19 protein-coding genes are annotated in these 23980 nt (G+C 45.2%); 4 read left to right on the top strand and 15 right to left on the bottom strand.

Going from position 1 to position 23980, the window contains the following annotated elements:
* Positions 1 to 16: 16 nt before the first annotated feature.
* Positions 17 to 694, bottom strand: a complete 678-nt coding sequence (locus CLV93_RS17330) for a MarC family protein (protein WP_211297897.1) — start codon at positions 692 to 694, stop codon at positions 17 to 19.
* 72 nt (positions 695 to 766) lie between these two features.
* On the opposite strand from CLV93_RS17330, the gene CLV93_RS17335 reads away from it, so the two are divergent.
* The gene (locus CLV93_RS17335; protein ID WP_106543485.1) at positions 767 to 1213 is read left to right on the top strand and encodes a DMT family transporter; all 447 of its coding nucleotides are present in this window, start codon (positions 767 to 769) and stop codon (positions 1211 to 1213) included.
* 232 nt (positions 1214 to 1445) lie between these two features.
* On the opposite strand, the gene alr is transcribed toward CLV93_RS17335, so the two are convergent.
* From alr to CLV93_RS17405, 14 genes are all read right to left on the bottom strand, one after another.
* The gene (alr, locus tag CLV93_RS17340) at positions 1446 to 2603 is read right to left on the bottom strand and encodes an alanine racemase (protein WP_106543486.1); all 1158 of its coding nucleotides are present in this window, start codon (positions 2601 to 2603) and stop codon (positions 1446 to 1448) included.
* A gap of 3 nt (positions 2604 to 2606) precedes the next feature.
* Entirely contained in the window at positions 2607 to 3749 is a 1143-nt protein-coding gene (locus CLV93_RS17345) for an amidohydrolase (RefSeq protein ID WP_106543487.1), read from the bottom strand.
* 186 nt (positions 3750 to 3935) lie between these two features.
* Positions 3936 to 5003 (bottom strand): SDR family oxidoreductase, encoded by a 1068-nt coding sequence (locus tag CLV93_RS17350; protein ID WP_106543488.1) that lies wholly within the window; start codon positions 5001 to 5003, stop codon positions 3936 to 3938.
* A gap of 108 nt (positions 5004 to 5111) precedes the next feature.
* Positions 5112 to 5975, bottom strand: coding sequence for a pyruvate, water dikinase regulatory protein (locus CLV93_RS17355; protein ID WP_106543489.1), 864 nt, complete (start codon positions 5973 to 5975; stop codon positions 5112 to 5114).
* A 186-nt stretch (positions 5976 to 6161) separates the two neighbouring features.
* Complete coding sequence (locus CLV93_RS17360) at positions 6162 to 8090, bottom strand: S9 family peptidase (protein ID WP_106543490.1); 1929 nt, start codon at positions 8088 to 8090, stop codon at positions 6162 to 6164.
* Positions 8091 to 8345: 255 nt separating this feature from the next.
* Positions 8346 to 8867, bottom strand: coding sequence for a GNAT family N-acetyltransferase (locus tag CLV93_RS17365; RefSeq protein ID WP_106543491.1), 522 nt, complete (start codon positions 8865 to 8867; stop codon positions 8346 to 8348).
* Positions 8864 to 9169, bottom strand: a complete 306-nt coding sequence (locus CLV93_RS17370; RefSeq protein WP_106543492.1) for a putative quinol monooxygenase — start codon at positions 9167 to 9169, stop codon at positions 8864 to 8866. The genes CLV93_RS17365 and CLV93_RS17370 overlap by 4 nt, the downstream gene beginning before the upstream one ends.
* A 168-nt stretch (positions 9170 to 9337) precedes the next feature.
* Complete coding sequence (locus tag CLV93_RS17375; protein ID WP_146142060.1) at positions 9338 to 9889, bottom strand: hypothetical protein; 552 nt, start codon at positions 9887 to 9889, stop codon at positions 9338 to 9340.
* Between the two features lie 364 nt (positions 9890 to 10253).
* Positions 10254 to 12785, bottom strand: coding sequence for a TonB-dependent receptor (locus tag CLV93_RS17380; RefSeq protein WP_106543494.1), 2532 nt, complete (start codon positions 12783 to 12785; stop codon positions 10254 to 10256).
* A gap of 3 nt (positions 12786 to 12788) precedes the next feature.
* A complete protein-coding gene (locus tag CLV93_RS17385) occupies positions 12789 to 13658 on the bottom strand; it encodes a FecR family protein (protein ID WP_106543495.1) in 870 nt (289 codons plus the stop codon).
* Positions 13659 to 14150 (bottom strand): RNA polymerase sigma factor, encoded by a 492-nt coding sequence (locus CLV93_RS17390; RefSeq protein ID WP_106543496.1) that lies wholly within the window; start codon positions 14148 to 14150, stop codon positions 13659 to 13661.
* A 148-nt stretch (positions 14151 to 14298) separates the two neighbouring features.
* Positions 14299 to 15240 (bottom strand): KH domain-containing protein, encoded by a 942-nt coding sequence (locus tag CLV93_RS17395; RefSeq protein WP_146142061.1) that lies wholly within the window; start codon positions 15238 to 15240, stop codon positions 14299 to 14301.
* Between the two features lie 130 nt (positions 15241 to 15370).
* Entirely contained in the window at positions 15371 to 16561 is a 1191-nt protein-coding gene (locus CLV93_RS17400) for a hybrid sensor histidine kinase/response regulator (RefSeq protein WP_106543498.1), read from the bottom strand.
* Positions 16558 to 19524: a PAS domain-containing hybrid sensor histidine kinase/response regulator gene (locus tag CLV93_RS17405; protein WP_106543499.1), complete on the bottom strand. Its 2967-nt coding sequence runs from the start codon at positions 19522 to 19524 to the stop codon at positions 16558 to 16560. Before CLV93_RS17405 ends, CLV93_RS17400 begins: the two co-directional genes overlap by 4 nt.
* A gap of 345 nt (positions 19525 to 19869) precedes the next feature.
* On the opposite strand from CLV93_RS17405, the gene CLV93_RS17410 reads away from it, so the two are divergent.
* The 3 genes from CLV93_RS17410 to CLV93_RS17420 all read left to right on the top strand — a co-directional run bounded on the left by CLV93_RS17410 (position 19870) and on the right by CLV93_RS17420 (position 23977).
* Positions 19870 to 20631, top strand: a complete 762-nt coding sequence (locus CLV93_RS17410) for an MBL fold metallo-hydrolase (RefSeq protein ID WP_106543500.1) — start codon at positions 19870 to 19872, stop codon at positions 20629 to 20631.
* A 118-nt stretch (positions 20632 to 20749) separates the two neighbouring features.
* On the top strand, positions 20750 to 22354 hold the full coding sequence (locus tag CLV93_RS17415) for a fumarate hydratase (RefSeq protein ID WP_106543501.1): 1605 nt from the start codon (positions 20750 to 20752) through the stop codon (positions 22352 to 22354).
* A 243-nt stretch (positions 22355 to 22597) separates the two neighbouring features.
* Positions 22598 to 23977: an MFS transporter gene (locus CLV93_RS17420; protein WP_106543502.1), complete on the top strand. Its 1380-nt coding sequence runs from the start codon at positions 22598 to 22600 to the stop codon at positions 23975 to 23977.
* The last annotated feature ends 3 nt before the right edge of the window (positions 23978 to 23980 follow it).

The following is a 23980-nucleotide window of genomic DNA, read 5'->3' on the forward strand; positions in this document are numbered from 1 at the left end:
TTTTTTGCCTTGAATTTTAGGATGCACCACCCAGGTGAAAAGCAATCCGGACTCCTTCTGTCACCATGTTGGCCCCGATAATTCCAAGGATTAGTCCCATAATTTTACTCATCACCACGATGATTTTGTGGCCCACCAGTCGTAAGATGTAATCACTGTACACAAATGCGAGATAGGTGAGAAGAATCATCACACCAAAAATGACAGACGTGATGATCATGTGCCAGATGTTGCTTTGCGTGACGTAGTTCATGGCGGTTACGATGGTTCCCGGTCCTGCCAGAATAGGAATCGCCAGTGGCGAGATGGCCATCCCTTCGTCGATAACAATCTTATCGGAATGATGGATCGTTGATTTTTTGGACTGCAGCATCTCGAAACCGACATAAAAGACCAGAATGCCGCCGGCAATTTTGAATCCGGGAATCGTTAGGCCAAATGCCATGAAAATGTATTTCCCGATGATGATAAAAGCCAGCACGATGATGAGTGCCGTGAATGTTGCTGATTTCGCAATCCGTTTCCGGGTCGGGAAATCGGCCTCGTCCGTCAGGCTGAGGAAAATCGGGATGTTGGTGATGGGATTCATGATGGCAAAAAATCCCATAAATACGGTGAGCGAGAAGCTGAGAAGATGATTCATATTGTTATTTTTAACCGAATAGTTATAGCCATTGAACAATTTATTCTGCATCTGGTTGGTTTAACCAGCCGTTTTTGATGGTTGAAACATATATTGAAGTATTCAGAAATAATTGCTAAACGAATGAATAAACTGCTGATAATCTTTTTAGTGATGATTGTGGGAAGCCTGGTTGCCTGGCAGGGAGCCATTAATGCCCAGCTGGGAAAAATGCTGTCGCATCCGTTGCAGGCCGCGTTTATATCCTTTCTTGGAGGAACGCTCGCGTTGGCTGCTGCTCTGATGTTAATGCAGGTTGGTTTTCCGTCTTTCCAGGTCATCAAAGGTGTCCCGCCATACCTGATGATTGGCGGCTTGCTGGGAGCCATATTTGTTACCAGCGTTATCCTGTTCGTCCCGAAAATTGGTGTGGCCAACGTGTTGATAGCCGCAGTGGCCGGGCAGCTTATTCTGTCGCTCATTATCGATAACTATGGTTTGCTGGGCGTGCCCAAACAGCATATTTCAGTAAGTCGGATTGCCGGAACGTTGCTGGTAATCGCCGGACTGTATCTGGTGAATCAGAAGTAGCCTTGTGTCTTTGGTACATTCGATTCTCTTGTTACGGATAAGTATTTTTCAATGTTCTGAATAGCTTGGTTTCAGCGGGTTTTAAAAGGCCGGAATTTTATGCTTATAGAATTTTTTTTTCACGGCATAAAAAAAAATTCTATAAGCATAGGATCCTAATCCTTTGCGCATCGGATTTAATTATTTACTGTTTACCCGATTTTTTGAACCGAAGCCAGGTTGTGTTTCGGGATTATTCCGCCGGAATTATTTTCCGTTCGATATTCATCGGAAGCCGCGAAAGTACTTCGTAGTTCAGGGCATTGCTGATATCACTGAAAGCCGAAACATTGATTTCTGCATCACCCTGCCGCCCGATGATGACCACCTGATCGCCTAGTTTCACTTCGGGAATGGCAGAGATGTCGACCACAACCATATTCATATTCACGATTCCAATTACGTTGCAACTACGGCCCCGAATGAGCACTCGCCCCTTGTTACTTAGCGAACGACTGTAGCCTGTTGCATAGCCTACCGGAATAAGCGCAGTAAGCGTATCTTGTTGTGCCAGAAAATGGTTGCCATATCCAACGAATTCTCCCGTCTTAATTAGTTTGATGGACATGACTTTGCTTTCCCAGCCCAAAATCCGGTGCAAAGGGTCGGTCCGGTTTTTTTTGTGATTGATATAATGAATAAAGGTTTCGGCACTCGACCAGAAGCCGTACTGCATAATACCGATACGAACCAAATCGAGGCGGGCGTTTGGATAAACGAAGGCAGCAGCGGAATTGGCCACATGACGATATGTGGGAGTAATTTCATTCTTTTCCAGGATGGCATTCATCTGCCGGTAACGTTTCAACTGCTTTTGTATGCGAACGTGGTTGGAAACGCTTTCCGCACCAGCGAGATGGGTACAGAAACCTCGCACCTGGAAATGCTCCGGCTGCATTTTTATTACGTCGATGGCCTCTATCAGCTCATTCATGTTCAGTCCGGTTCGGTTCATGCCGGTTTCTACCTCCAAGTGAATCTTGGCTGGTTTATTCAGTTCGCGGGCTTCTTCCAGCGCTAACTCCAATCGTTCCAGATTGAAAACAAAAAATTCAAAATTCTTTTCAATTGCTTCACGCAGATGTTCAGGGGCAATGTACCCCATTATGACAACAGTGCTTTTCTTCGTCAGGCTGCGGCAAACCCGTTGAGCTTCGTCGAAATTGAAGAAAGAGAAATGGTTGATACCGGCCTTTTCGAGCATGGGAACCATTTGCTCGATGCCATGACCATACGCATTGGCTTTAACAACCGATGAAATCTTGACGTTTTTACCCAGCTTTTTCTTTAAAAACTGGATATTGTTAATGAGGGCGCTTTCTTTTAGCGTAATGACAGAGGTTTCCTGCATGAATTATTTGTTTTCAATTAACAACTTCTCGTAAAGAGTTTGGAAGATGGCCATACCGTTGCCAAGTATATCATCCGGAAAATCAAAATCGGGATTGTGTAGTTGTGGCTGGTCCGGACCAGATCCTAATCCGAAGAAGCCACCTTTGTATTTTTGCGTGTAATAGGAAAAATCTTCCGACCATTTAAACGGTTGCTCCCGGTACGCATGATCGAATCCGTTTTTGCGGACAGCTTCTTCCAGTAGGTCGACACACTGGTCGTTGTTGACCAACGCCGGAAAATCTTCCACATAGGAAATGGCAAATTTCAATTGTTCGTTTTCGGCTGCTTTCTCAACAACCTGTTCGGCAAGACCGGTCATTTTTTGCATATCATCGTTTTCGTACGCACGAAGGGTAACCATTACTTCGGCGTCACCCGGCGTGGTGCCAAAGGTGACTTCGCCCATGCGAATGTGCACGATGGTGAGGAGGGCGAGGTCGGCAAATGCCGATTTATCTTCAACAATTTCCGACAGTCCCCGGATAATTTGTTCGATGGCTCTGACCGGACTGATGCCATTCTCCGGCTCGGCCGCGTGCGAAGTTTTTCCGGTTAACCGGATGATCATGCCTTTGGATGCAGCCGAAAAAGTTCCCCGTCGAAGTATGATTTTTCCTTTTGGGATGCCCGGTATGTTGTGCAGGGCAAAAATGTAATCCGGTTCTATTTCGGCGAAAGCCGGTGATTCGACAACATCACGGGCGCCTTGTTCGACTTCCTCGGCCGGTTGAAATAGCAAGACGGCTCTTCCTTTCTCCGGGCGATTTTCGGCGATGTAAGGAGCGAGACCGGCTACCATCGACATGTGTCCATCATGTCCGCACGAATGCGCCACGCCTGAATTTTCGGAGGCATAAGGGACGTTGGTGTGTTCCAAAATGGGCAGAGCATCGAGTTCGGCGCGGAACATCACGGTAGGACCGGGATTTTTCCCTTCAAAAATGAAGGCTTTTCCGGTATGACTGATGTCGATGGTTTTATCGGGTTGATATTGTTGAACAAAGTCGCTGATTCGGGCTGACGTTTGCTTTTCCCGGTTCGATACTTCGGGGTGTTGGTGTAACGTATGTCTTAGTTCGATAATTTTCTGAATGGTTGACATAAGCCCAGATTTTTAATTAGAAAACGAAAATTAAATAATTTAAGTGTTAAATAAGCCTAACTTTTGTAAAGGATTTGTTTTGTTTTCTTTCCTGGAGAGAAAAAACGAAACTCCGGCTAACTGGCAGGCAGTTGATTCCGGAGTTCTTGTCATTTTGCAAAAGTTCCTAAAGCATCTTGTGTTCGCCTATTTTTTCAGCAATCCTTCATTTATGATTTGTTCGGCGTGCTCTTCGATGGTTTGCTTCAGCGGAATGTACTGAATGCCCAAATGGTTAATACTTGGAGAGTTGTCAAATTTTACCGCATATCCGAGATTCCTTTTCAGGTATTTCCATTTGAATCCCATCATTGGGCCAACCAGGTAAAGCAACGCACGGGAAACAAGTTTTGACGGAATGGGGTAGTTCCCGTTATATTTTTCACGAAGAATCTGCGCTACTTCCAAGGCTGTTTTCGACTCGGAAACGGCAATGTAACGACCTTTGGCTGTAGGAGTCATCCCCGCTGCTATGTGAACTTTGGCCACATCGCGAACATCAACAAAGCCGAATGTGAGGTCGGGAACGCCGGTTTTGTATTTTCCGTTCAGGAACGAAAGCATGAAATCGATGCTGGTGGAATCGGTTCGTGGTGTGAGTGACGGTCCGAGCACGAATCCGGGATGCACAGTCACCAGTTCCCATTGGTCTTGCTCGCCTTCCATTTTCCACGCTTCTTTTTCGGCTACGGTTTTTGAGTAGGAGTAAGGCTGGTGAGTCAGCGAGCTGGTCTCGTTCCAGTCACGATCGGTAAACACTCCGTTGGGTGTGTTGGTCGATTCAATAGCATCGCCATACATGCTAGCCACGCTGGCCGTAAGCACAATGCGCTTCAGAGAAGGCGTAATGTTTGCCGACAGCAATACATTCCGCGTACCGCGAACGGCCGGATCGACCAAATCTTTTTGGGCGCTTTTAAAGCCGGCGATCTTGAAAGGAGAAGCGGTGTGAAACAGCAACTCACAACCTTTCATGGCTTCCAGGAAGGAGCCCTCTTTCAGTAGGTCGGCTTCGTAAACTTCCAGTTTCCCTTTCGAATTTTCAGCCATATCCAGCAGGTGCTGGTATTTGGCCGTATTTGATTTATTGCGAACAGTCGTTCTTACCTTGAAGCCGTCGTCGAGCAACTGCTTTACTATCCAGGAAGCCACATAACCTGAACCACCTGTGACCAAAACGGGTTTGGACGCATCGATTTGCACACTTGTTTTCATATCGTAGATTTTTGTATTCGTTTAACGAGGATGGTCGTCAAACCTATCCTGAACTATGTACTGATAACAACTGAGGAGAGAGCGATGTTCGGACGCATCCGGTCGGCGCTAATTTTCAGGAGGCTTTTGGTGCTTTCGTTCCAGTTCGCCAAACCGGTCGTAGATGTGTCCGATTATTTCGTTGGCACTGGTTTCAATGGGTTTGTTGGTGACGTTGATGACCGTAAAGCCGCCACGGTCGAAAATCATTTTTGCATAGTGTAATTCATCGGAGACATTACGTTTGTCGGTGTAGCTTGGATTGTCGCCGTAGCCCAGCTGCGAAAGCCGTTTATGCCGTTGCGCGACCAGGTAAGTAAGGTTAATGGAAAGACCGAAAACACGGCGTGGATCGACGTGGAACAACTCTTCGGGAGGTGCAATGCCCTTCACCAACGGAACATTGGCCACTTTCCATCCAAACATCGACATGTATACGGAAAGCGGCGTTTTGCCACTTCGGGAAACTCCGGTCAACACAATCTCCGCATCTTTCAATCGCCTTGGATTTAGGCCATCGTCCTGGTTCATGGCATACTCTATGGCTTCGATACGATCGTAGTACTGTGCGTTGATGCGACGATAAAGTCCGGGCACATTTACGCTTTTCAGGCCAATTTTATCTTCCAGGTAATTGGCTAGCGGTCCCATGAAGTCTATCTGTTTAACGTCTTCTTCACGGCAGGCTTTTAAGAGTTCGTGTCGTAACGCGGAATTGACCATGGTATGGGTAATCAGTGCGTTGGCTTTTTTTGCCCGCAAGACTGCCTCTTTTATTTTTTCATTGCTTTGGACATTGGGTATGATGATAACCTGAATTTTGTTATCAGGATACTGTATGAGGAGCGACTGAACCATGGTGTGACCTGCAACTCCGCGACCTCCCGAAACCACGAAAAGTTTATGTGCCGGTTCTTTTCTGTTATTTTCCATAAGTCCGTGTGGTTCGTTAGTAAGTAGATTCTGTTTGGAAAAGCTTGCTTTTGCGAACGCGCCGAAAATGTTTCCTTACTTAAAATACGAATAATTCCATGATTTACAGTAGAAGGTGGTCACCGTAAATCATGGAATTAAAATCAGCGTTGAAAAAAGAAATGAAACCCGCCTGCGCGGAATAACCTATTGTTTCATCTCAGTATTATTTTCGCCTGAACCTTTTAGATAGGTATCGAGGAAGGTCAGGATTTTTCCATAACCGTTAATTTCGTTTTCCTTTTTTCGAAAACCGTGTCCTTCGTCGGGAAAGACGACATATTCTACGGGCACGTTGTTCTGCTTCATCGCATTCACAATTTCGTCGGATTCGACCTGCAGCACACGCGGATCGTTTTTTCCTTGCAGTACCATCACCGGATTTTTAATCTGGTCGGCGTGGAACAGCGGCGAAATGTTGTAAAGACGGACTGAATCGGCTGTGAACGGATCGCCCATCTCGGCATACAGCGCTTTCCGGAAAGACTCCCAGTAAGGTGGGATTGATTTTAGCGTGCGCAACCAGTTGGTTACGCCAAATAAATCGACACCTACTTTGAATTCATCGGGATGGAAAGTCATGGCTGCCATGGTCATGTAGCCTCCGTAGGAACCACCGATGATACCAATTTTATCCGGATCGATGTAATCGAGCGTTTGCAGGTAATTTTTACCGTAGATGCAATCCATTAAATCCTTATCGCCATGATTCTGGTCATCCATTTTGTAAAAGGTTTTGCCATAGCCGCTGCTGCCCCGGTTATTCACCGCAAGGATAGCGTAGTTGTGGTTGACCAGATACTGAATCAAGGCAAAATAGCCGGTTCTGGATTGTCCCCCGGGACCTCCGTGAACCCACACCAGGGCTGGCACTTTGTTATCGGCGGAAGCATTAATCGGCTTATAGAAGATAGCCGGTATTTTCAGGCTGTCGAATGAATTGAATCGAACCACTTTAGCAGCTACCAAATCGTCAGGATTGATATCCGGGTTCAGCGAGTTGGTCAGTTTTTTCAGTTCTTCCGTGCCGAAGTTATAAACGTAAATGTTGGTCGGTGCTTTCGAAGTTCCCACCGAAAGGCGCATTTTATCTTCGTTATCGGAGATGGCAACGCTCAGGATGTTTCCGTCAGGTATATCGGGGAAGGCTACTTCCTGCCCGGTGGCATTGTCCAAAACGATGATCTTATTCCGGGCGTCTTCGTTTATGCCAATTACCCGGTATTTCTCATTCTCTGAATTGTAACTGAATGCTACATCCCAGTTGGTCTGATAAATCGGCTCACGACTGCCGTCAGCAATGTTGTATTTCACCAGGTACATGAATTCCGAATCGGCATCGGTCCGGTAGAAGAAGGAGTTACCGTCTTTGCTAAATCCGGAAGCCGTATAAATTCCGGGGAAATCGGGTTGTGATATCTCAGTACGCTGTCCGGTTTTCAAATCGACCAAGAAAAGTTTGGTTTCGCTGGTGGTGATATTTTGTGCCAGCGCCAGGTATTTCTCATCCCAGGAAATGCCATTAATCTCTAGGCCATCGTTGTTTTGATACAGCATTTCCGGCTTCCACTCGCCGATTTTCATTTTATACAGATCGAAGAAACGTGGATCACGCTTGTTCGACAGGTAGTACATGGCTGTTTTGTCTTTATTCCATCCGGCAAAACTGGCTTTTTCTTTTTCTCCCGGCGTTAGATCGACAACCGAGCTATCGGGCGAAAGCAGATATAGGTGGCTGATTTCGTTCCCTCCTTTATCGGCTGAATAGATGATTTGCTCGGTTCCGGGAACGTAATCAACCGGGAAAATGGACTCGACTTTGGAATCGGTAATTTGCTTTTTCGTTCCGTCATCGAGGTTGATTTCGTATAGGTTATAAATCCCCGATTCGTTGCTGCATATCAGTAGTTTGGATTCGTCGGAATTGAATTGTCCGCCAAAAATGTTTTTGTTCTTGTAAAACTGGTCAATGGAATACTGTTTCACCGTGCGTTGAGGTTCTGCCGGTTTTTGTTTACAGCTAAACATAGCTACCGCCAGGAGCAGGATGAAAGCATGAAAGGCTGTCTTTTTCATAAGTTACATTTTTAAATTATAAGTGCATATATGGTCTCATTATGAGGCATCCGGAGTTTTATGTGGGATAGCTTTTTTCCGGGCAGCAGCGATAGTGCTGCAACAGTTAGAGAGTTTTCGTGAGGTTAAATTAGTCTGAACGAAAAACCATAGTCATTTCTGTCTTGTGTTCAGTGTCTTATAAATTTACACTCTTTTCACGAAAATCAAAACAGGGAAGAAATAATGAACAAATTCCGGAAAGGAGGCTGTTAGCTAATCGGGATAACTAACATACAATAGTCCGTCGTTTTGGAAAACAGGATGCTTATGGAGGCCTTTATATTCCATGGCTAATCGTTGGGCTACGCGTTGACTTGCCTTGTTTTTTGGGTGCATATAAGCTCTTATTTCGGCTGCGTTTTTATTCTGAAAAAGGTATTGAAGCAGTCTTCGGGTTGCTTCGGTCGCGTAGCCGTGACCGGTCATTCCGGGAAACAAAGAGTAATAACATTCATACACACCTTGAGTTTCCAATGGCGATGCTCCAACAGATCCAATCATCTCGTTTCTGTCTTTTAAAGCAACGGTTAGGGCTAATACCGGTTCGTTGGATAAGTAACTGTTCAGGATGTAATCGAACAATCGGCGGGCACCCTTACGGGTTTTTTGCTCGTCTGTGAACATGAGATACCGGGTACATGCCCGGTTGGTCATGAAATTGATAAAAGGCTCTTTGTCTTTTGGTTGCATTTCCCGCAAAAACAGTCGCTCGGTATGTAATACCGGAACCGTCATGCTTGTGAAAGCTTGTTTAACATTGTTATTTGTATAGGGTACACAAGTATTTTATTTATTTCCTCCATAGCCGAATTGAACTCCGCTGAACTAATATATTTTTCCCAGGTTTTTTGATCTTGCCAGGTTTCCATTAAATAAAACTTTTCAGGTGTGTATGTATTTTGAAAGATCTCGAAACGTGGACATTTATACTCATCCCGGGCAATTTCACAAAGTACTTCTAGCAAACTGCGCAATCGCTCAACCAGGCTACTATTCGTTTCAAAAATGACCAGAATGGATACCGTTTCTTCTTTCATGAGATGCAGTTAGGCTTAGGTTATTTACAAGATAAGAATAGTTGGAAGATTTATCGGCATTGTGAAGCGTTAATCGGGCCTGAGAAAAGGGAAAGGTGGGAGGAAAAAAGAAACTGCAGATTCCGGAATGAACCTGCAGTTTTTTCAATAAAGTATATGTAGCCACATTTAAACATGTGGGAGAAAATTCCCTTTTTCATCGATGAAAAGGGTTTTGTGTTGATCTCCTTTTGACAGTTTGACCACATAATGTTTCACGTGCTCTTCTCCAACGGTTATCAGTTCCTTATCCTTGGAGATGTTCCAGTCTTTGTACTGGCTTTTCGCAATCGCGTCGTCAATTTTTATCGGTAGTTCAATGTTTTTCAGAACTTCCCGCATTCTTACCAGATTTCCATCTTTTCCGTAAACTGCATCGATGCGGCCACCATGGTTGGTTTTAATGTAGACCTCGTATTGATCCGGTTTCTTGTCTTTCTTGACTAGCTTCGGATTGATGACATTCCAGCCATATTTTTTAAATACATAAGGGAATGTATGCCACTGAACGGGCTGCCCATCTGCTACATCTTTTCTTACAGCTGTTTTCACAACCTGGGGTACCTGGCTTTGGTCAATGACCAGTTTCTCCATCGGTACCTGTACTTTCATGTCTTGCTGTGCAATGGCCTGCAGGGTAAAGGCCAACACAATCATACTTGCTAACATTAACTTTTTCATGACCCTGAAATTTTGAGTTTAACATCTTTATCCTTTAAATCACTGATTGTAGTGGGCCTGTCTTTTTGAGACAGGTAGCCGGAGGTTTATCTCTTCGTCATCCGGAAGAGAAAAATGCTTCCGGAAACTTTGTTTCGTTCGTCTTTTTGTCGATTCCAGACATTGTTATCTTCTTTTTGGCTTATCAAACAATGTTTCCTGAAATGGGTTGGCTTAGTGGTCTCATTTTTAGGATATTTTAGCTGATGGAGATGCGGTTTAACACTTGTTCAGGGAAAAATGATAAAAAGCAACATTTTGCAACACTTGACTGTGGGAATAGCGTTACAATCGATTGATTCGCAGATGTTAGCGAAAATGGGAGCTACAGTGTTAACCTAACGGAAAGTCGCGGAGAGAAGGGAACCGATTCGGTATTAATCTGAAGTGTGTTGGTGTCGTCGATTGGAACGGTTTCGAAAGAGGAATATTTGATGTTGTAATTGTCGAACAGGTTGAGGATAGAAAAGGCCACTTCACCGGTGATTTTTGCTGTTGAAAAGCGGTAGGTTGCTGCAACGTCTGTTCGCTGGTAGTCGGGTTCGGTATACGAATTGGGATCGGTCGGGTTGGTGTAAAGAGGGAATCCGCTACCATAAACATAGTTGGCTGACAAGTAAAACGGTTTGAGATTGATGATGCCGGCCAGTTTCAACTCATGTCGCTGATCTTGCGGTGCTCGTTGGTAATCCGCTGTTAGGAATTTTTCTTCGGCTTTGCCTAATGAATAGGAAAGCCAAACGGAATGCCCATGGAAATCCTTTTTCAGGAACAAATCGAGACCATAACTTCGTCCTTTTCCATGCACGTGGGTTTGAACCCCGGTTTCGGTATCGGTCCGGAATTGTGTTAAACCGTCGATGTCTTTGTAATATCCTTCCAGGCTGGCCAGAAAATTCTTACCGTGAAACGACCAGCCACTCACGTAATGCGTCGCTTTCAGGACCGGGACATCTGTGCCGTCGGAGCCGAACCACAGATATTGGTAATTACCGACCGCGTCAATTACGGTGCTTTTGCTGATGAACTGGTTATAAACTCCCCATGCCGCGTTGAATTTCACGGATTGACTAACGGGAATACTGGCTGAAACCCGCGGCTGTATAAACAACTTTTGCTGGTCGAATGGCAAATCGAACCGGAAGCCCGCCTTTAGCTGAACATTTCCCGGAAGGGCAATATGATCCTGCGCATAAAAGTTGAGGCGCTGCAGGTTCGTTTCCTGCGAAGAAAGATTGATTTCGGTTGTGTCGTTGACCAACTTCACCTGGTCGGCGATTAAACCGAATCCTGTTTCCAACGTGTTTATTTTATCGATGGCAAAACGGTTGGTGTTTTTTAAAGAAAACTGCGAAACCTGATTGTCGGTATTGGAATTGGTCCAGCTGGCCAGTCCTCTCCCCGGACCAAACCGGTTTTGGTAGTCACTGCGAATTTTATTGTCCAGGTTGGAATATTCGATGGTCAGACTTGAGGCATTTCCTTTGTTCCAGTTTTTCCCGTAGTAAACGGAGCCGCCTAGCTGTCGATTGTCTTCCTGTGTCGATTTCGAGATATCGAATTGAGTATTGGTTCGGTTGAGCGTGTATTTGAACTGGTCTTCACCTCCGAGTAAACTGATGTAAAAAAGGTCGCCATTGTCGCCGCGTGTCGAAAAGCGGAGGTTGGCATCATGAAACGTGTAGTCCGGACGTACATTGACACTGAGTGAATTTTGTCCCTGCCCACCTCCGGGGCCCGGTCCCTGGCCACCTGTTGTGGTCGTGGTCGTTCCTGTAAATTCTACGTCATCAGGATTGTAGAGATTGTAATAGGTCTGCCGGAAGGCCAATAAAATGGATGATTTTTTTGAAAGCGGAACTTCCAGCATTCCGTTGGCTGTAACATTATTCAGCGCCAGATTGAGCCCCGGCTTGTAAGTTGAACCGTTTTTCCCGGCAATGTTGACAATGCCACCGACCCGTTCACCATAGCGCGCATCGTAGCCTCCCTTCATCACTTGAATATCTTTTACTACCAGCGGGTTCACAGCGCTGATGTTGTCGTTGAAGTTTTTTAATCCCCACAACGTGAATCCATCGAAAAGTACCTCGCTGTGACCTTCGTAACTTCCCCAGATAATCAGTCCGTTAGATTGTTCGCCGGCAGCCAGAACACCCGGTTGAAGACGAAGAAGATTGAAAACTGAGTTGTCATCATTTCCCGGAAGGAATTGCACAATCTGGTGATTCAAACGCATTACCCCGGGCGCATTGCCAATTTGCGTGGCTTTTTCGATGACCTTGTTTTCTACCACAATTTCTTTTAGGCCGATGCTGGAAGGCGTGAGAATAAACCGGTAGTTGTTTCCTGGGGCACAAATGGTGTCGAGTATGTAGTGGCCCAGATGAGAAATCCGCAGGTGAAAAACGCTGTCCGTAGACGACAGGTAATGGAAGCTGCCTTTCAAATCGGTCGCCAGACCATGGTCGTTTATCAGGACGTTAGAGTAGGCGAGTGGCTCGTGGGTGATGGCTTCGAGCATTTGTCCCGAAAGGGAGAATGTCTTTGGTGCTTCCGGGTTTTTTTCTTCCGGAAGGATAATAAAAACGGTCCCCCTCTTTCGCCAGGTTAGAGGAAGACCTTTTAGTAGTGCTGAAATAGTTTCTTCGGGTGTATTGAACGAACCGGAAACGGATACGTGGTATTGTGATAAGGCGTTGTCGTTGAATGAAAGGTGGAGGTTGTATTTGTCGCGTAATCTGATGAGAACCTGGTTCAACGCCCTATTTTGTGCACTGATTTCGTATTTCTGAGCGGAGGCAGAGGTTCCAAAAGCAAGAAGAATGAAAATGACGACAACGATTTTTCGCTTCACGGTTTAGTGGCTTTGTTCGATCTGGTATACGTTTTTTGACTGTTTTACAAAGGTAAGCCCAAATGGCTCACAAACGTACTGCAGTACTTCAATAACCGGCATATTTCGTGTGAAATTTCCGCTGTAGGTGTAATCCAGGTTACTTTTTACCTTGATTTGAACATTGTACTGCCGTTCAATTTCCTGGAATACCAGTTTAATGGGCGTTCCGGTAAAGATGAACATATCGTGCATCCAGGCATTCGATTGTTTCACATCGTAGTGCTGCACAACTTTCAGGTTTCCGTTCTTTTCCAGGTAAGCGTGCTGGTCAGGATGAAGGATAATATTCTCGCGGGTAACGATGGACTCAACGCGAACCTTCCCGGTGAAACAGGTCACTTTGTAATCATCGCCGCGGGCATAAATGTTGAAACTGGTTCCCAAAACAGTCACTTCACCGTATTTCGAAACAACATCGAAGCGACTTCCTTTTTGTACTTCAAAGAAACCTTCACCATTGAGTTTGACGGTGCGGGCGATTTTCCACCAGTAGGGATGGTAGGTGATGGATGAACCGGCATTCAGATTGACCGTCGAACTGTCGGGAAGAAGTGCCAGTACGTGTTGGCCTGCCGGTGCATTGACCGTTTGGCTATAGAACCGGAGAAATGCTGTGGTGGCCAGTAAGACGATGATTACAGCGGCAGCAGCCAGCCTGTAAGGATTCATCCTTCTGACTTTCTTTTCCGGTTCTTTTCCGGCATTCATTTCCTTCGAAAGCGCTTCCCATACATCCTCTTTCGAGCGCGAATACGGATACTCGATTTTTGGATACTGGTCCGGCGAATTCTCGTGGAACTGGTTGTCGTTATATGGTAAATTCTTCTTCATTTAATTCTCCATCGTCTTTTTCAGGAATGCCAGGGCATTCTTCATTCTTTTCTCAACTGCTTTGACACTTAAGCCGAGGCTAGCGGCTATTTCGTGGTATTTTAATTCATCCATCCGGCTCATCAGAAAAACGGTTCGTTGTTTTTCCGGCATTCGCCGAAGTGCGGTTTCATAACGTTTCTCCAGTTCTTTGTACTGGAGTTGAGCTTCCGGACTTTCTTCCCGGTTACGGGAATTATGATGTTGTTTGATGGAAAAATTGACTGCCAGTTTGTGCCGGCGGTACGAGCTGACAAACAAGTCGCTGGCCATTTTATACAACAGACCTTTGATATTGTCTGGCTTTACCAGGTATTTCTTTTCCCATAACCGCATGAACGTATCCTGTGCAATATCGGTGGCTAATTCCGGGTCGCCCGAACGATAGTACACATAATTGCGAATAGCATCAAAATGAGCGTCGAATAATTCTTTAAATTCTTCTTGCGTCAAAGGAACCTTATTTAGTATAAGCGAATTTACAAAACGCTTTTCAATTGTTGCTCTTTAAAGCCCCCGGCGTTTCCGCCGGGAGCATGAAAAATGAACTCTGCTGTCCGCCTGAACTCCAAAATGGCGGTTTTTTAGTACGATGAACTTTTTAGCCAAGCTTTTGTGACAGGCAGAATTCCCGGATGGTCATGTCGGTAGTTCCATCGCTGGTAGTTACCGTTACTACGTTGTCACAGGTGCCATCACCGTAATCAACTACGGCGAAAACTTCACCGTTTTGCGAGTAGGTAATCTCCCCTTCGGTGATGAAACGACATTCACCTGTTTTAACCAGTGGACTGGTGATAACGTAGCTGTACTCATTTCCATCCGAATCAATCACCTGAACAGAACCGGTTATTTCGATTACGTCGTCCGTCGGATCGAGTTCGGTATCCAGACCGGCTACCCAGGTGCGGGTTTTGTCGGAGATACGCTGAATGGTGGTTCCGTCAGGCATGGTGAAAGTCAGGTCGCTGGTGCAGCTGAATACTTGCTCAGTCGTTCCGTCGCCAGTATAGACGCGGGTAATGGTACCATCAATGCCGATGGAATCGACGCTGAAGTTTTCGAAGGTAACCGTTCGGGTACTGCCGTCAGTAAACATCGGGGCCGAAATGGTAATGGTGATAGTTCCGCTTAGCACGCGACCATTTGCCAGGACTGTGCTATCGCCGTAATCGATGACAATGGTTTTTGGGAATGCCGAATCTCCCACCGCAATATTAACATTGGGACAAACACCATTGCGGTAGCGTTTGTGGAAACTATAGTAATATCCAAAGCCATGACCTTCGGTCAGATCGGCACTTTTGAGCGTGCTGGTGTAGTCGTCGATTGCAGACTCAGCCGTTGAAATGAAATCAACTTCATAATTTACTTCTTCTGAAACGGCTTCTATGGTACTTTCGTCGCTGATGATGGCGGAAACTGATTTGGTGAGCTGTGCATCAGTGATTTCCGGTGTGGATTCGAGGTCAGCCGATTTTTCACTACAACCAAATAATGCGGTGCCGGCTATTACGACCATTGCTAATACAAGTTTTCTCATGTCATTGATGTTTTGGTTAATTATTGATTTTTAACCCTACACCGAATGAGGCATGAGTTACCCTACCTTCTTTCGAAAAAAATATTCAGGAATAAAGAGAAGTGACTCAGTTTGGATAAATGAAATCGTATCAGGCATTTACCCTGGCTGACTCGGGATGAAAGATAAGTCTGGCGAAAGCACCGTGCGATTCGTTATTTCCAATTTGCAATTGCCCGTTGTGCGATTCCATGATTAACTCAGTCAAATGTAGCCCCAGTCCAAAATTGGCATCGTGACGTTGGTAAGCGGAAAACGGTTTGAACGGATGCTCAATGATTTTTTCCGGGAAACCGGCACCTTCATCGTTAATGGTGACTTGTAGCATCTGATTTTTATTACAGATATCGATGGAAATGGTTCCGTTAACCGGTGAATGCGAAATGGCATTTTCCAGCAGGTTAATCAGCGCCTTGCTAATGTATTTCCTATCGATCGTCAGAATCGTCTCCAATTTTGGTTTCTGGTGAAGAATTACTTTTAGGTTATGACTTCTGATTTTATCAGACAATTCGGCCAACGCCAGTTCAACAATTTCATCTAAATCTGCTTCTTCCCGATTCAACGCCAGTTTGCCCCGGGACCGAAGATTTGAGACGTCCAAAGCCATGAAAGAGAATCGTTCGAGCCGTTGCACCGATAGGTCCAGTATCTCAACCAGTTCCTTCGATTCACCAACCATTTGTATACTCTTGAGTAATGAGAGTGAGCCCAGAACGCCGTTGAGTGGTGTCCGGATTTCGTGGCTGAGTAGCTGAATGAATTCCGACTTGGCTTTATCCAACAGGTGCAGCTCTTCGTTGGCTTTCAGCAGCTGCTGATTGAGGCTTTCCAGCTCTTCCGTCCGGTTTCTCACTTCATCTTCCAGCCAGTGATTTACTTCTTTTAGCTTTTTGCGGCTTAGACTTAATTCCACCTGTGTTTCAACGCGGGCAAGCAGTTCATCGAAGGCAAACGGCTTGCTGATATAATCGACTCCGCCACTTTGAAACCCTTTTTTTATACTCTCCATGTCGGTTTTTGCCGTTAGAAATATCACCGGCGTTTCAGCATTGTTATTTGACTCCCTAATTTGCTGACAAACGGAGAAACCGTCCATGTCCGGCATCATCACGTCCAGCAATATCAGGTCGAAAATTTCCAGCGAGCACCATTCCAGCGCTTCTTCTCCGTTCATGGCGTATTCGGGTTGATAACCCTGTTCCGTTAGCAGCTTAGCTAAAATTTGGATGTTCCGTGGATTGTCGTCGACGATTAATATTCTTGCGTGATGGTTATTCATGGCTTTTCTGTTTTTAGCTTTTCAATAATTTCTGGAAATGCGCGGAAGAGCGTTTCTTCTTTCTCTATGTTGAATGTGTGAAACGCATGGTCCAACTCTTGTAAATAGCTCTTTATTTCCGGATGGTGAATTATTTCTGTGTTTGCAGAGATTTCTTCGATGAACTCTTTCATCATCTTTCGCGGCCTTATTCTCTGCATGCTATTCCATTTTTGCAGTAGTTCGTGTTCATTTTCCCCTGAAATGACTGAAGCGGATTCATTGCCATGTTGTAAACGGTGGTTGTTTTTTTCGTTAACCGGTGGTAGGCAATTGGCAACTGTTTGGAGAAATTTCTTTCGTTCTATCGGTTTCTTAAGCAGCGCTTTGAACAGATTGGGGTATTGCTCTTTTTCTTCGGCTGTCAGTTCGGAAGCGGTGTATGCGATAAGCGGAATATCCTGCCATTGAGGATTGCTTTTGATGCTTCGGGCTGTCTCGAAACCACTCATTCCGGGCATTCTCAAATCAACGATAATAAGCTGCGGTTTCAGCCTTCTCATTATTTCCAGCGCGTGAGCTCCGTTCTCTGCTTCTGATATTTTTACCTGGCTTCCGCCGAAAAATCCACGGGTAACTTTTCGGTTAGCGCGATTGTCATCAACGATTAACACGCAGGAGCCGGCCAGGAGTTGATTGTCGATATGTGATTTTTGCTGATAGTCTGTATCATCGGCGTCCTTCACAACAGCAATATCAGGCAGAGTGACATAGAAAGCGCTTCCCTGATTTAGTTTGCTTTCAAGCCTGATTTCGCCGCCCATTAGTTTAACCAGCCGGTGTGTGATGGCGAGTCCCAGGCCTGTTCCTCCGTATATTTTACTGTCCTGGTTATCGATCTGCTCAAAAGCTTCGAATATTTTTTCCTGTTCCTTATCGGCAATTCCGATCCCTGTATCTTCTACACGAAGAAGAATGGATGAAGAAGTTTCACTTTGATTTGTAGTTGAAACTTCAATCCGGATGTGTCCCTCGTCCGTAAATTTCAAAGCGTTGCTGATCAGGTTGAGCATGATTTGACGAAGCCGGAGTTCGTCCAATAGAAGTATCCGGGGCGTGCTTTCTGAAATCTCACTCAACATCCTGACTCCCTTTTGCGAAGCTTTTAACCGGAATGTATCGACGATTTCCTTCATGAGAAGACGAATATCAACCGGAGTCTCTTTTAGGTCCATTTTTCCGGCGTCAATCTTCGAGAAATCGAGAACGTCATTAATCAAGTTCATGAGCACTTTTCCGCTCGATTGCATCGAAGAAAGATAATCCCGGTGCGTAGGATCTGTGATGCTTTGACTCAGAATCTCGGCATAGCCCAAGATGGCGTTCATCGGGGTTCGTATTTCGTGCGACATGTTGGCCAGAAAGGCGCTTTTGATGCGAGTCGCTTCTTCTGCTTTTTCTTTGGACTGAATCAGTTCTTTTTGAATTTGTTTTCGCTCTGTGAAGTTGAGTAGAATGCAGTGCGAACGCAGGTAGTTTCCTTGTCTATCGTATTGGACACGTCCAGTGACAAGGACGGTTATCGATTGCCCATCTTTTCGTTCCAGTGTCAGCTCCAGATCATTGATGTAGCCTTCGGTGGCAAATTTTTGAAAAAGCCTGGGGAACGATTCTTTTGTTTCGTAACTGAATATTTTCCCAAACGGTTGTTCGATAATATCTTCCCGTGAATAGCCGGTGAGTTTGCTCCACTCTTGGTTGATACTCAAAAAGCAGCCACATTCGTCAAGCGACTGATAGGCAATAGGTGTATATTCAAATAAATTTCTGAAACGGTTTTCGCTTTCCATTAATGACTTCTCGGCCATGTACCTCTCCGTGATGTCGTCAATGCTCAGCAGGTACTTTCTCTCTCCCGAAGTTTGTATGGTTGCCGATGAAATCAACACATGCCGGGTGATGTTTGCATTACCGTGTTTGATCTGCATGGTTCCTTCGACCTTGTGTTCGCCTGTTCCGCTTTGAATGGTGCGATTGAGTGTTTGCCGAATGGCGCAATGCCCACAATTGGGAGAAGTTCCACAAACATTGGGATATGCATTTACACAATGAAGAATATCGCCAACTAATTTGCCCACAAGTTCAGAATCAGGAGCAAAGTGGCTGTGTTGGATTCCGGGCTTGTTCACCTTTTCAATCCGGGCCCTCTCGTCCACCAGCATCATGATAATAGGGGCCTGATCGAAAATGGTATCAAGAATATTAGTCTTTTCCCGTAGTTCCTGCCTTGTTTGTGTTTCGGGAGTTATATCGCGGTAGCTGAAAACCCGGCCAATGGTTTGCTCTTTCTCTATAACAGGAAGGGAAGTGCGTTCAATTGTTCTTCCGTCTTTTAAATAGAGTGTGTCAGTTTTTTTGTTCTTGCTAAACCTTTCCGGCTTCTCCGAATATCCTTTTATTGTCAGGGAAGAGTTGATAAGTTGACTTTTGGTGAAATCAGATAATTCGGCCGCTGAAGCATTTTTTTTGACAAGAGGCTCCAGGTTCCACATCTTGATTAGCTGACTATTGAAATGGATGATTTCTCCAGCAGTATTGAGTAGCAAAACCCCTTCATTATTGGCCTCCAGTGAAGTTTGCAGCATTTTTTTTAGTCCCTGAGCTGAGTCGCCGGAAGATGGAATTGAATGAATAGAGTCTTCGGAAATGGTTGTTAAGTCAGACTCAATCATCTCTTTTAGAGCTGTCAGCGGACGAATATCATGGGACTCGATTGCTCTTTCAATGGTCAGGTAACCGAAAGTTGAGTCGTCAGGCCATTGAATTTTGCAATAATCAGGAGTGTCTTCAGGGAACTTAATGTGGCGAGACGTAGAAGTTACCGTTAAATGAATAGACGTGTTGATATACAGGGATGTCAGCCGGAGAAGCTTTTGCCATCCTTGTTGAACAATCGAAGAGAGGTGCGGTTTGTCAGAGCTCATGTTCTGTTGTCGCAAACAATTCTAATGGTTCATACTATTGTCGTCCAGGTTTTGGAAAATGATTTTTGGGTGGTCTGGGAGGTCGGTTTATGATAAATTAACGTCTTTTTTTTCAGAATATTTCCGTTCCCGTGAAAATGTAATACAGACTAAATAAGTATAGCACAGTAAAATTCATTGATGTTTTTATAAATGAATATTTTAGTCGGTCAGAACCAGTCTTCGCATATAAGGATATGGATAAAATTTGTTTTCAGACTGATTTTAACGAAGTGATTTTTCAACAACAGCATGCACATTCGCACAGGCTGTTTTATCTTAGCACTTATTTTCAGAAAAGGTAAGATGATTGAAATATGTGCTATTGCTTCGGGAAGCAACGGAAACTGCTATTATGTAGGAAACGAGATGGAGGCTGTGCTCATTGATTTGGGAATTTCGACCAAACAAGCGGTGCAGCGAATAGCAGAAAAAGGACTGAATTTGCAGAAGATTAAAGCCGTTTTTGTTTCGCATGAACATGCCGACCATGTGCGTGGCGTCAGAGTGTTTTCCAAGCGATATAGCATCCCGGTTTATTTTACGGCGCAGACTTACCTGAAACTTTCGCGACGAGTGCAACCCAACAGTCCCCGGTTTTTCAAACCCGGCGAATCGGTTACCATTGGCTCCATTACGGTTCATTCCTTTCTGAAAAATCATGATGCCGTTGAACCCTGTAGTTTCCGTATTGAATTAAATAACAAGCATATTGGTGTGTTTACCGACATCGGTGAGCCATGTGAAAATTTGCAGCAGCATTTCACGCAATGCCAGGCGGTTTTTCTGGAAACCAACTACGACGAGCCGATGCTGTTGAATGGCCCCTATCCGTATTACTTAAAGCAGCGGGTGGGTTCGAAAAATGGTCACTTATCGAACGTACAGGCACTTAATTTGGTGCAGGAGCAGGCAGGAGAGGAGCTGGGGCTCATTTTTCTTTCTCATATCTCGGCCGAGAACAATACGCCCGAGTTGGCAATGGAGTCATTTGGTTTGATATCAGATAAATATGATGTTCGATTGACCTCGCGTCATGCACCGACTGATGTGGTGAGAATCGATTAGTTGAGATTCATTCTTCTCTGCATTATGTATATATTTGTTACGCTTTACAATGAACTATACGAATCTTCCGGCATAGCCGAAAGCATTCAGGATAAATAACAATATTTGGGATAAAATCATGGCTGAATTTAAGTACCAAAAACCTTTTCCTGTAAAGGAAGATAAGACGCAATACCGTCTTCTGACAAAAGATTACGTTTCGACCGTAGAGTTCGACGGCCGGAAAATTCTGAAAGTGGACCCGAAAGGATTGGAATTGCTCGCACAGGAAGCAATTGCTGATGTTTCGTTTTACCTTCGTCCGGCGCACCTCGAGAAGGTGGCTAAAATTCTGGACGATCCGGAGGCGACGGATAACGACCGTTTTGTAGCCTACACGCTGCTGAAAAACTCGGAAGTTTCGGCTAGTGGTGATTTACCGACTTGCCAGGATACCGGAACTGCCATTGTAATGGCGAAAAAAGGTGAGGATGTTTATACGGGTGTAGATGACGCTGAATTCCTGTCGAAAGGAATTTTTAATACCTACGGCGACCGGAACCTTCGCTACTCGCAGGTGGTGCCTTACACCATGTTCGAAGAGAAAAATACAGGAACTAACTTACCGGCGCAGATTGATGTTTACTCGAAGCCGGGTAATTCGTACGAATTTCTTTTCCTTACCAAAGGAGGTGGCTCAGCCAACAAAACGTATTTGTATCAGCAGACCAAGTCGTTGCTGAACGAAGAGTCGTTGACCAAATTCATTAAGGAGAAAATTCGCGAACTGGGAACGGCAGCATGTCCTCCGTATCACCTGGCGATTGTGATTGGTGGTACTTCTGCGGAAGGAAACCTGAAAACCGTGAAGTTAGCTTCAGCTGGTGATTTGGATAACTTACCTACCGAAGGAAATGATGGTGGACAGGCATTCCGTGATTTGGAATGGGAAGCGAAAGTGCAGAAAATGGCGGAAGAGTTTGGCATTGGCGCTCAGTTCGGCGGTAAATATTTCACCCACGACGTTCGGGTAATTCGCTTGCCACGTCATGCTGCTTCGTGTCCGGTAGGTGTGGGCGTTAGCTGTAGTGCCGACCGCAACATCAAAGCTAAAATTACAGAGGAAGGTATTTTTGTAGAGCAACTGGAAAAGAATCCGGCTCGTTTCCTTCCGGCGAAAGCCCCGGAACTAGCGCCTCCGGTTGAAATAGACTTGGATCAGCCAATGGCCGATGTGCTGAAGGAACTGACAAAATATCCGGTGAAAACCCGTTTGAATTTGAAAGGAACACTGATTGTTGCCCGCGATATCGCTCATGCGAAAATCAAAGAGATGGTCGACAAAGGTGAGCCGATGCCGGAATATTTCAAGAATCATCCGATTTATTACGCCGGACCGGCAAAAACTCCGGAAGGAATGCCGTCTGGTAGTTTTGGTCCGACCACAGCGAACCGTATGGACCCGTATGTGGACTTGTTCCAAAGCATGGGAGGATCGATGGTTATGCTGGCTAAAGGAAACCGTTCGAAAGTTGTAACCGATGCCTGTAAAAAGCATGGCGGTTTCTACCTGGGATCGATTGGTGGACCAGCCGCTATTCTGGCGAAGGATAACATTAAATCGGTTGAAGTGGTTGACTTCCCGGAACTGGGAATGGAAGCGGTTCGTAAGATTCGAGTTGAAAACTTCCCGGCGTTCATCATCGTCGATGATAAAGGAAACGATTTCTTTGAAATGTTGTAAATCGGTTTTACACGATATCACAGAAAGCTGCATCAAAAAGTGCAGCTTTTTTTATGTGTTTCTTAAGAAAAATAGTGTTGTCGGGTTGGTAACATATTGTTACTTTGCGGTCAACTCACATTTGTTGCTTTTTGGCTGAACGCACGTAAACATTCGGGCAACATTACGGTTATTCTCTAAGTTGTTTGCTGACCATTCCTAACTGGCGGAGTTTTGAAAATATTTTAAAAACGATTTTTCATTATGGAGCAAAATAAACGCAGTAACCGAAACATACTGCTAGTGCTTTTTGTGGGTGTTCTGATGGGAGCCCTTGACATTTCGATTGTAGGGCCGGCCATACCGTCCATCTCAAAGGACATTGCTGTCAGTCAGCGATTACTGGGATGGATTTTTTCCATCTATGTGTTGTTCAATCTCGTTGGAATCTCGCTGTTTGCCAAGCTTTCCGACCGATTTGGACGAAGAAGCATCTACATGCTTTCCGTCTTCTTGTTTGCCGTCGGCTCACTTATTGTCGCGCTTTCGCATACGTTCGATATGTTGATGGTGGGACGCGCTGTGCAGGGATTTGGTTCCAGCGGTATTTTTCCGGTAGCATCGGCCGTAGTGGGAGATGTATTCCCTCCTGAAAAAAGGGGACGGATTCTCGGCCTTATCGGTGCTGTTTTCGGACTGGCGTTCATTATAGGGCCGGTCATTGCCGGAACAATGCTGTCGTTCTTCTCCTGGAACTACCTTTTCTTGATCAATCTGCCAATTGCAGCTCTTATTATGTGGGGGAGTTTCCGCATTTTGCCCAATAAAAGAATCGAAAGCTCGACGGTGCTCGACTGGAAAGGAATCGTTTTGCTGGGGCTTTTACTCGGCGCCTTTGCGTTGGGAATTAACCGTACTAGCACATCGGGATTCTTCAGTAGTTTGGCTTCGATGCGGGTTTTGCCCTTTTTAGTGGCATCAGTAGCCTTGCTTTTTGTGTTCGTTCGTATTGAAAAAGACGCACAAAATCCGGTGGTTCGGGTGAACATGTTTCGAAGCCGGCAAATTCGCCTGGTAGCACTTATCGCTTTTGGTACAGGCGTTTTGCAGGCATCGTTTGTGTTTGTTCCCGATTTCGTGGTCGATGTATTCGGAGTCACTTCGGCGAAAGCCAGCTTTATGCTATTACCGGCTGTTCTGGCCATTGCAGTTGGCTCGCCTTTGTTTGGCCGCATGCTCGATGCCGTTGGTTCACGTGTGGTTATACTGATTGGTTTGGTCATTGCTATTGTGGGTTATTACCTGATGCACGAAGTGGAAGGCAGTCGTAGCTTCTTCTATTTGGCAGGTGCCTTAATTGGACTAGGACTTTCCGTTCCATCAGGTAGTTCGTTGCGTTACATCATGCTGAATGAAGTTTCGGCAGCGGAACGGGCAACAACGCAGGGATTGGTAACCATCTTCATCAGTATTGGACAGATGTTGGGCGGTGCTATCATTGGGGCAATAACTGCATCAGAAGAAGGTATCAAAGGTTATCAGAATTTGTTTTTCTACCTGGCGGTGATGATTCTGGTGATGACCTTATTTTCCGTTCGTTTAAAAAGCCGCAAAGTGGAACTGGCAACCAGCGTTCGGGAATAAGAA

The organism is Prolixibacter denitrificans, assembly GCF_003014495.1.
GTDB classification, from domain to species: Bacteria; Bacteroidota; Bacteroidia; order Bacteroidales; family Prolixibacteraceae; genus Prolixibacter; species Prolixibacter denitrificans.

Bases quoted from the DNA above. Each gene is read 5' to 3' on its own strand.
- CLV93_RS17330 (WP_211297897.1), bottom strand. From the start codon at position 694: ATGCAGAATAAATTGTTCAATGGCTATAACTATTCGGTTAAAAATAAC.
- CLV93_RS17335 (WP_106543485.1), top strand. From the start codon at position 767: ATGAATAAACTGCTGATAATCTTTTTAGTGATGATTGTGGGAAGCCTG.
- alr (WP_106543486.1), bottom strand. From the start codon at position 2,603: ATGCAGGAAACCTCTGTCATTACGCTAAAAGAAAGCGCCCTCATTAAC.
- CLV93_RS17345 (WP_106543487.1), bottom strand. From the start codon at position 3,749: ATGTCAACCATTCAGAAAATTATCGAACTAAGACATACGTTACACCAA.
- CLV93_RS17350 (WP_106543488.1), bottom strand. From the start codon at position 5,003: ATGAAAACAAGTGTGCAAATCGATGCGTCCAAACCCGTTTTGGTCACA.
- CLV93_RS17355 (WP_106543489.1), bottom strand. From the start codon at position 5,975: ATGGAAAATAACAGAAAAGAACCGGCACATAAACTTTTCGTGGTTTCG.
- CLV93_RS17360 (WP_106543490.1), bottom strand. From the start codon at position 8,090: ATGAAAAAGACAGCCTTTCATGCTTTCATCCTGCTCCTGGCGGTAGCT.
- CLV93_RS17365 (WP_106543491.1), bottom strand. From the start codon at position 8,867: ATGACGGTTCCGGTATTACATACCGAGCGACTGTTTTTGCGGGAAATG.
- CLV93_RS17370 (WP_106543492.1), bottom strand. From the start codon at position 9,169: ATGAAAGAAGAAACGGTATCCATTCTGGTCATTTTTGAAACGAATAGT.
- CLV93_RS17375 (WP_146142060.1), bottom strand. From the start codon at position 9,889: ATGAAAAAGTTAATGTTAGCAAGTATGATTGTGTTGGCCTTTACCCTG.
- CLV93_RS17385 (WP_106543495.1), bottom strand. From the start codon at position 13,658: ATGAAGAAGAATTTACCATATAACGACAACCAGTTCCACGAGAATTCG.
- CLV93_RS17395 (WP_146142061.1), bottom strand. From the start codon at position 15,240: ATGAGAAAACTTGTATTAGCAATGGTCGTAATAGCCGGCACCGCATTA.
- CLV93_RS17400 (WP_106543498.1), bottom strand. From the start codon at position 16,561: ATGAATAACCATCACGCAAGAATATTAATCGTCGACGACAATCCACGG.
- CLV93_RS17405 (WP_106543499.1), bottom strand. From the start codon at position 19,524: ATGAGCTCTGACAAACCGCACCTCTCTTCGATTGTTCAACAAGGATGG.
- CLV93_RS17410 (WP_106543500.1), top strand. From the start codon at position 19,870: ATGATTGAAATATGTGCTATTGCTTCGGGAAGCAACGGAAACTGCTAT.
- CLV93_RS17415 (WP_106543501.1), top strand. From the start codon at position 20,750: ATGGCTGAATTTAAGTACCAAAAACCTTTTCCTGTAAAGGAAGATAAG.
- CLV93_RS17420 (WP_106543502.1), top strand. From the start codon at position 22,598: ATGGAGCAAAATAAACGCAGTAACCGAAACATACTGCTAGTGCTTTTT.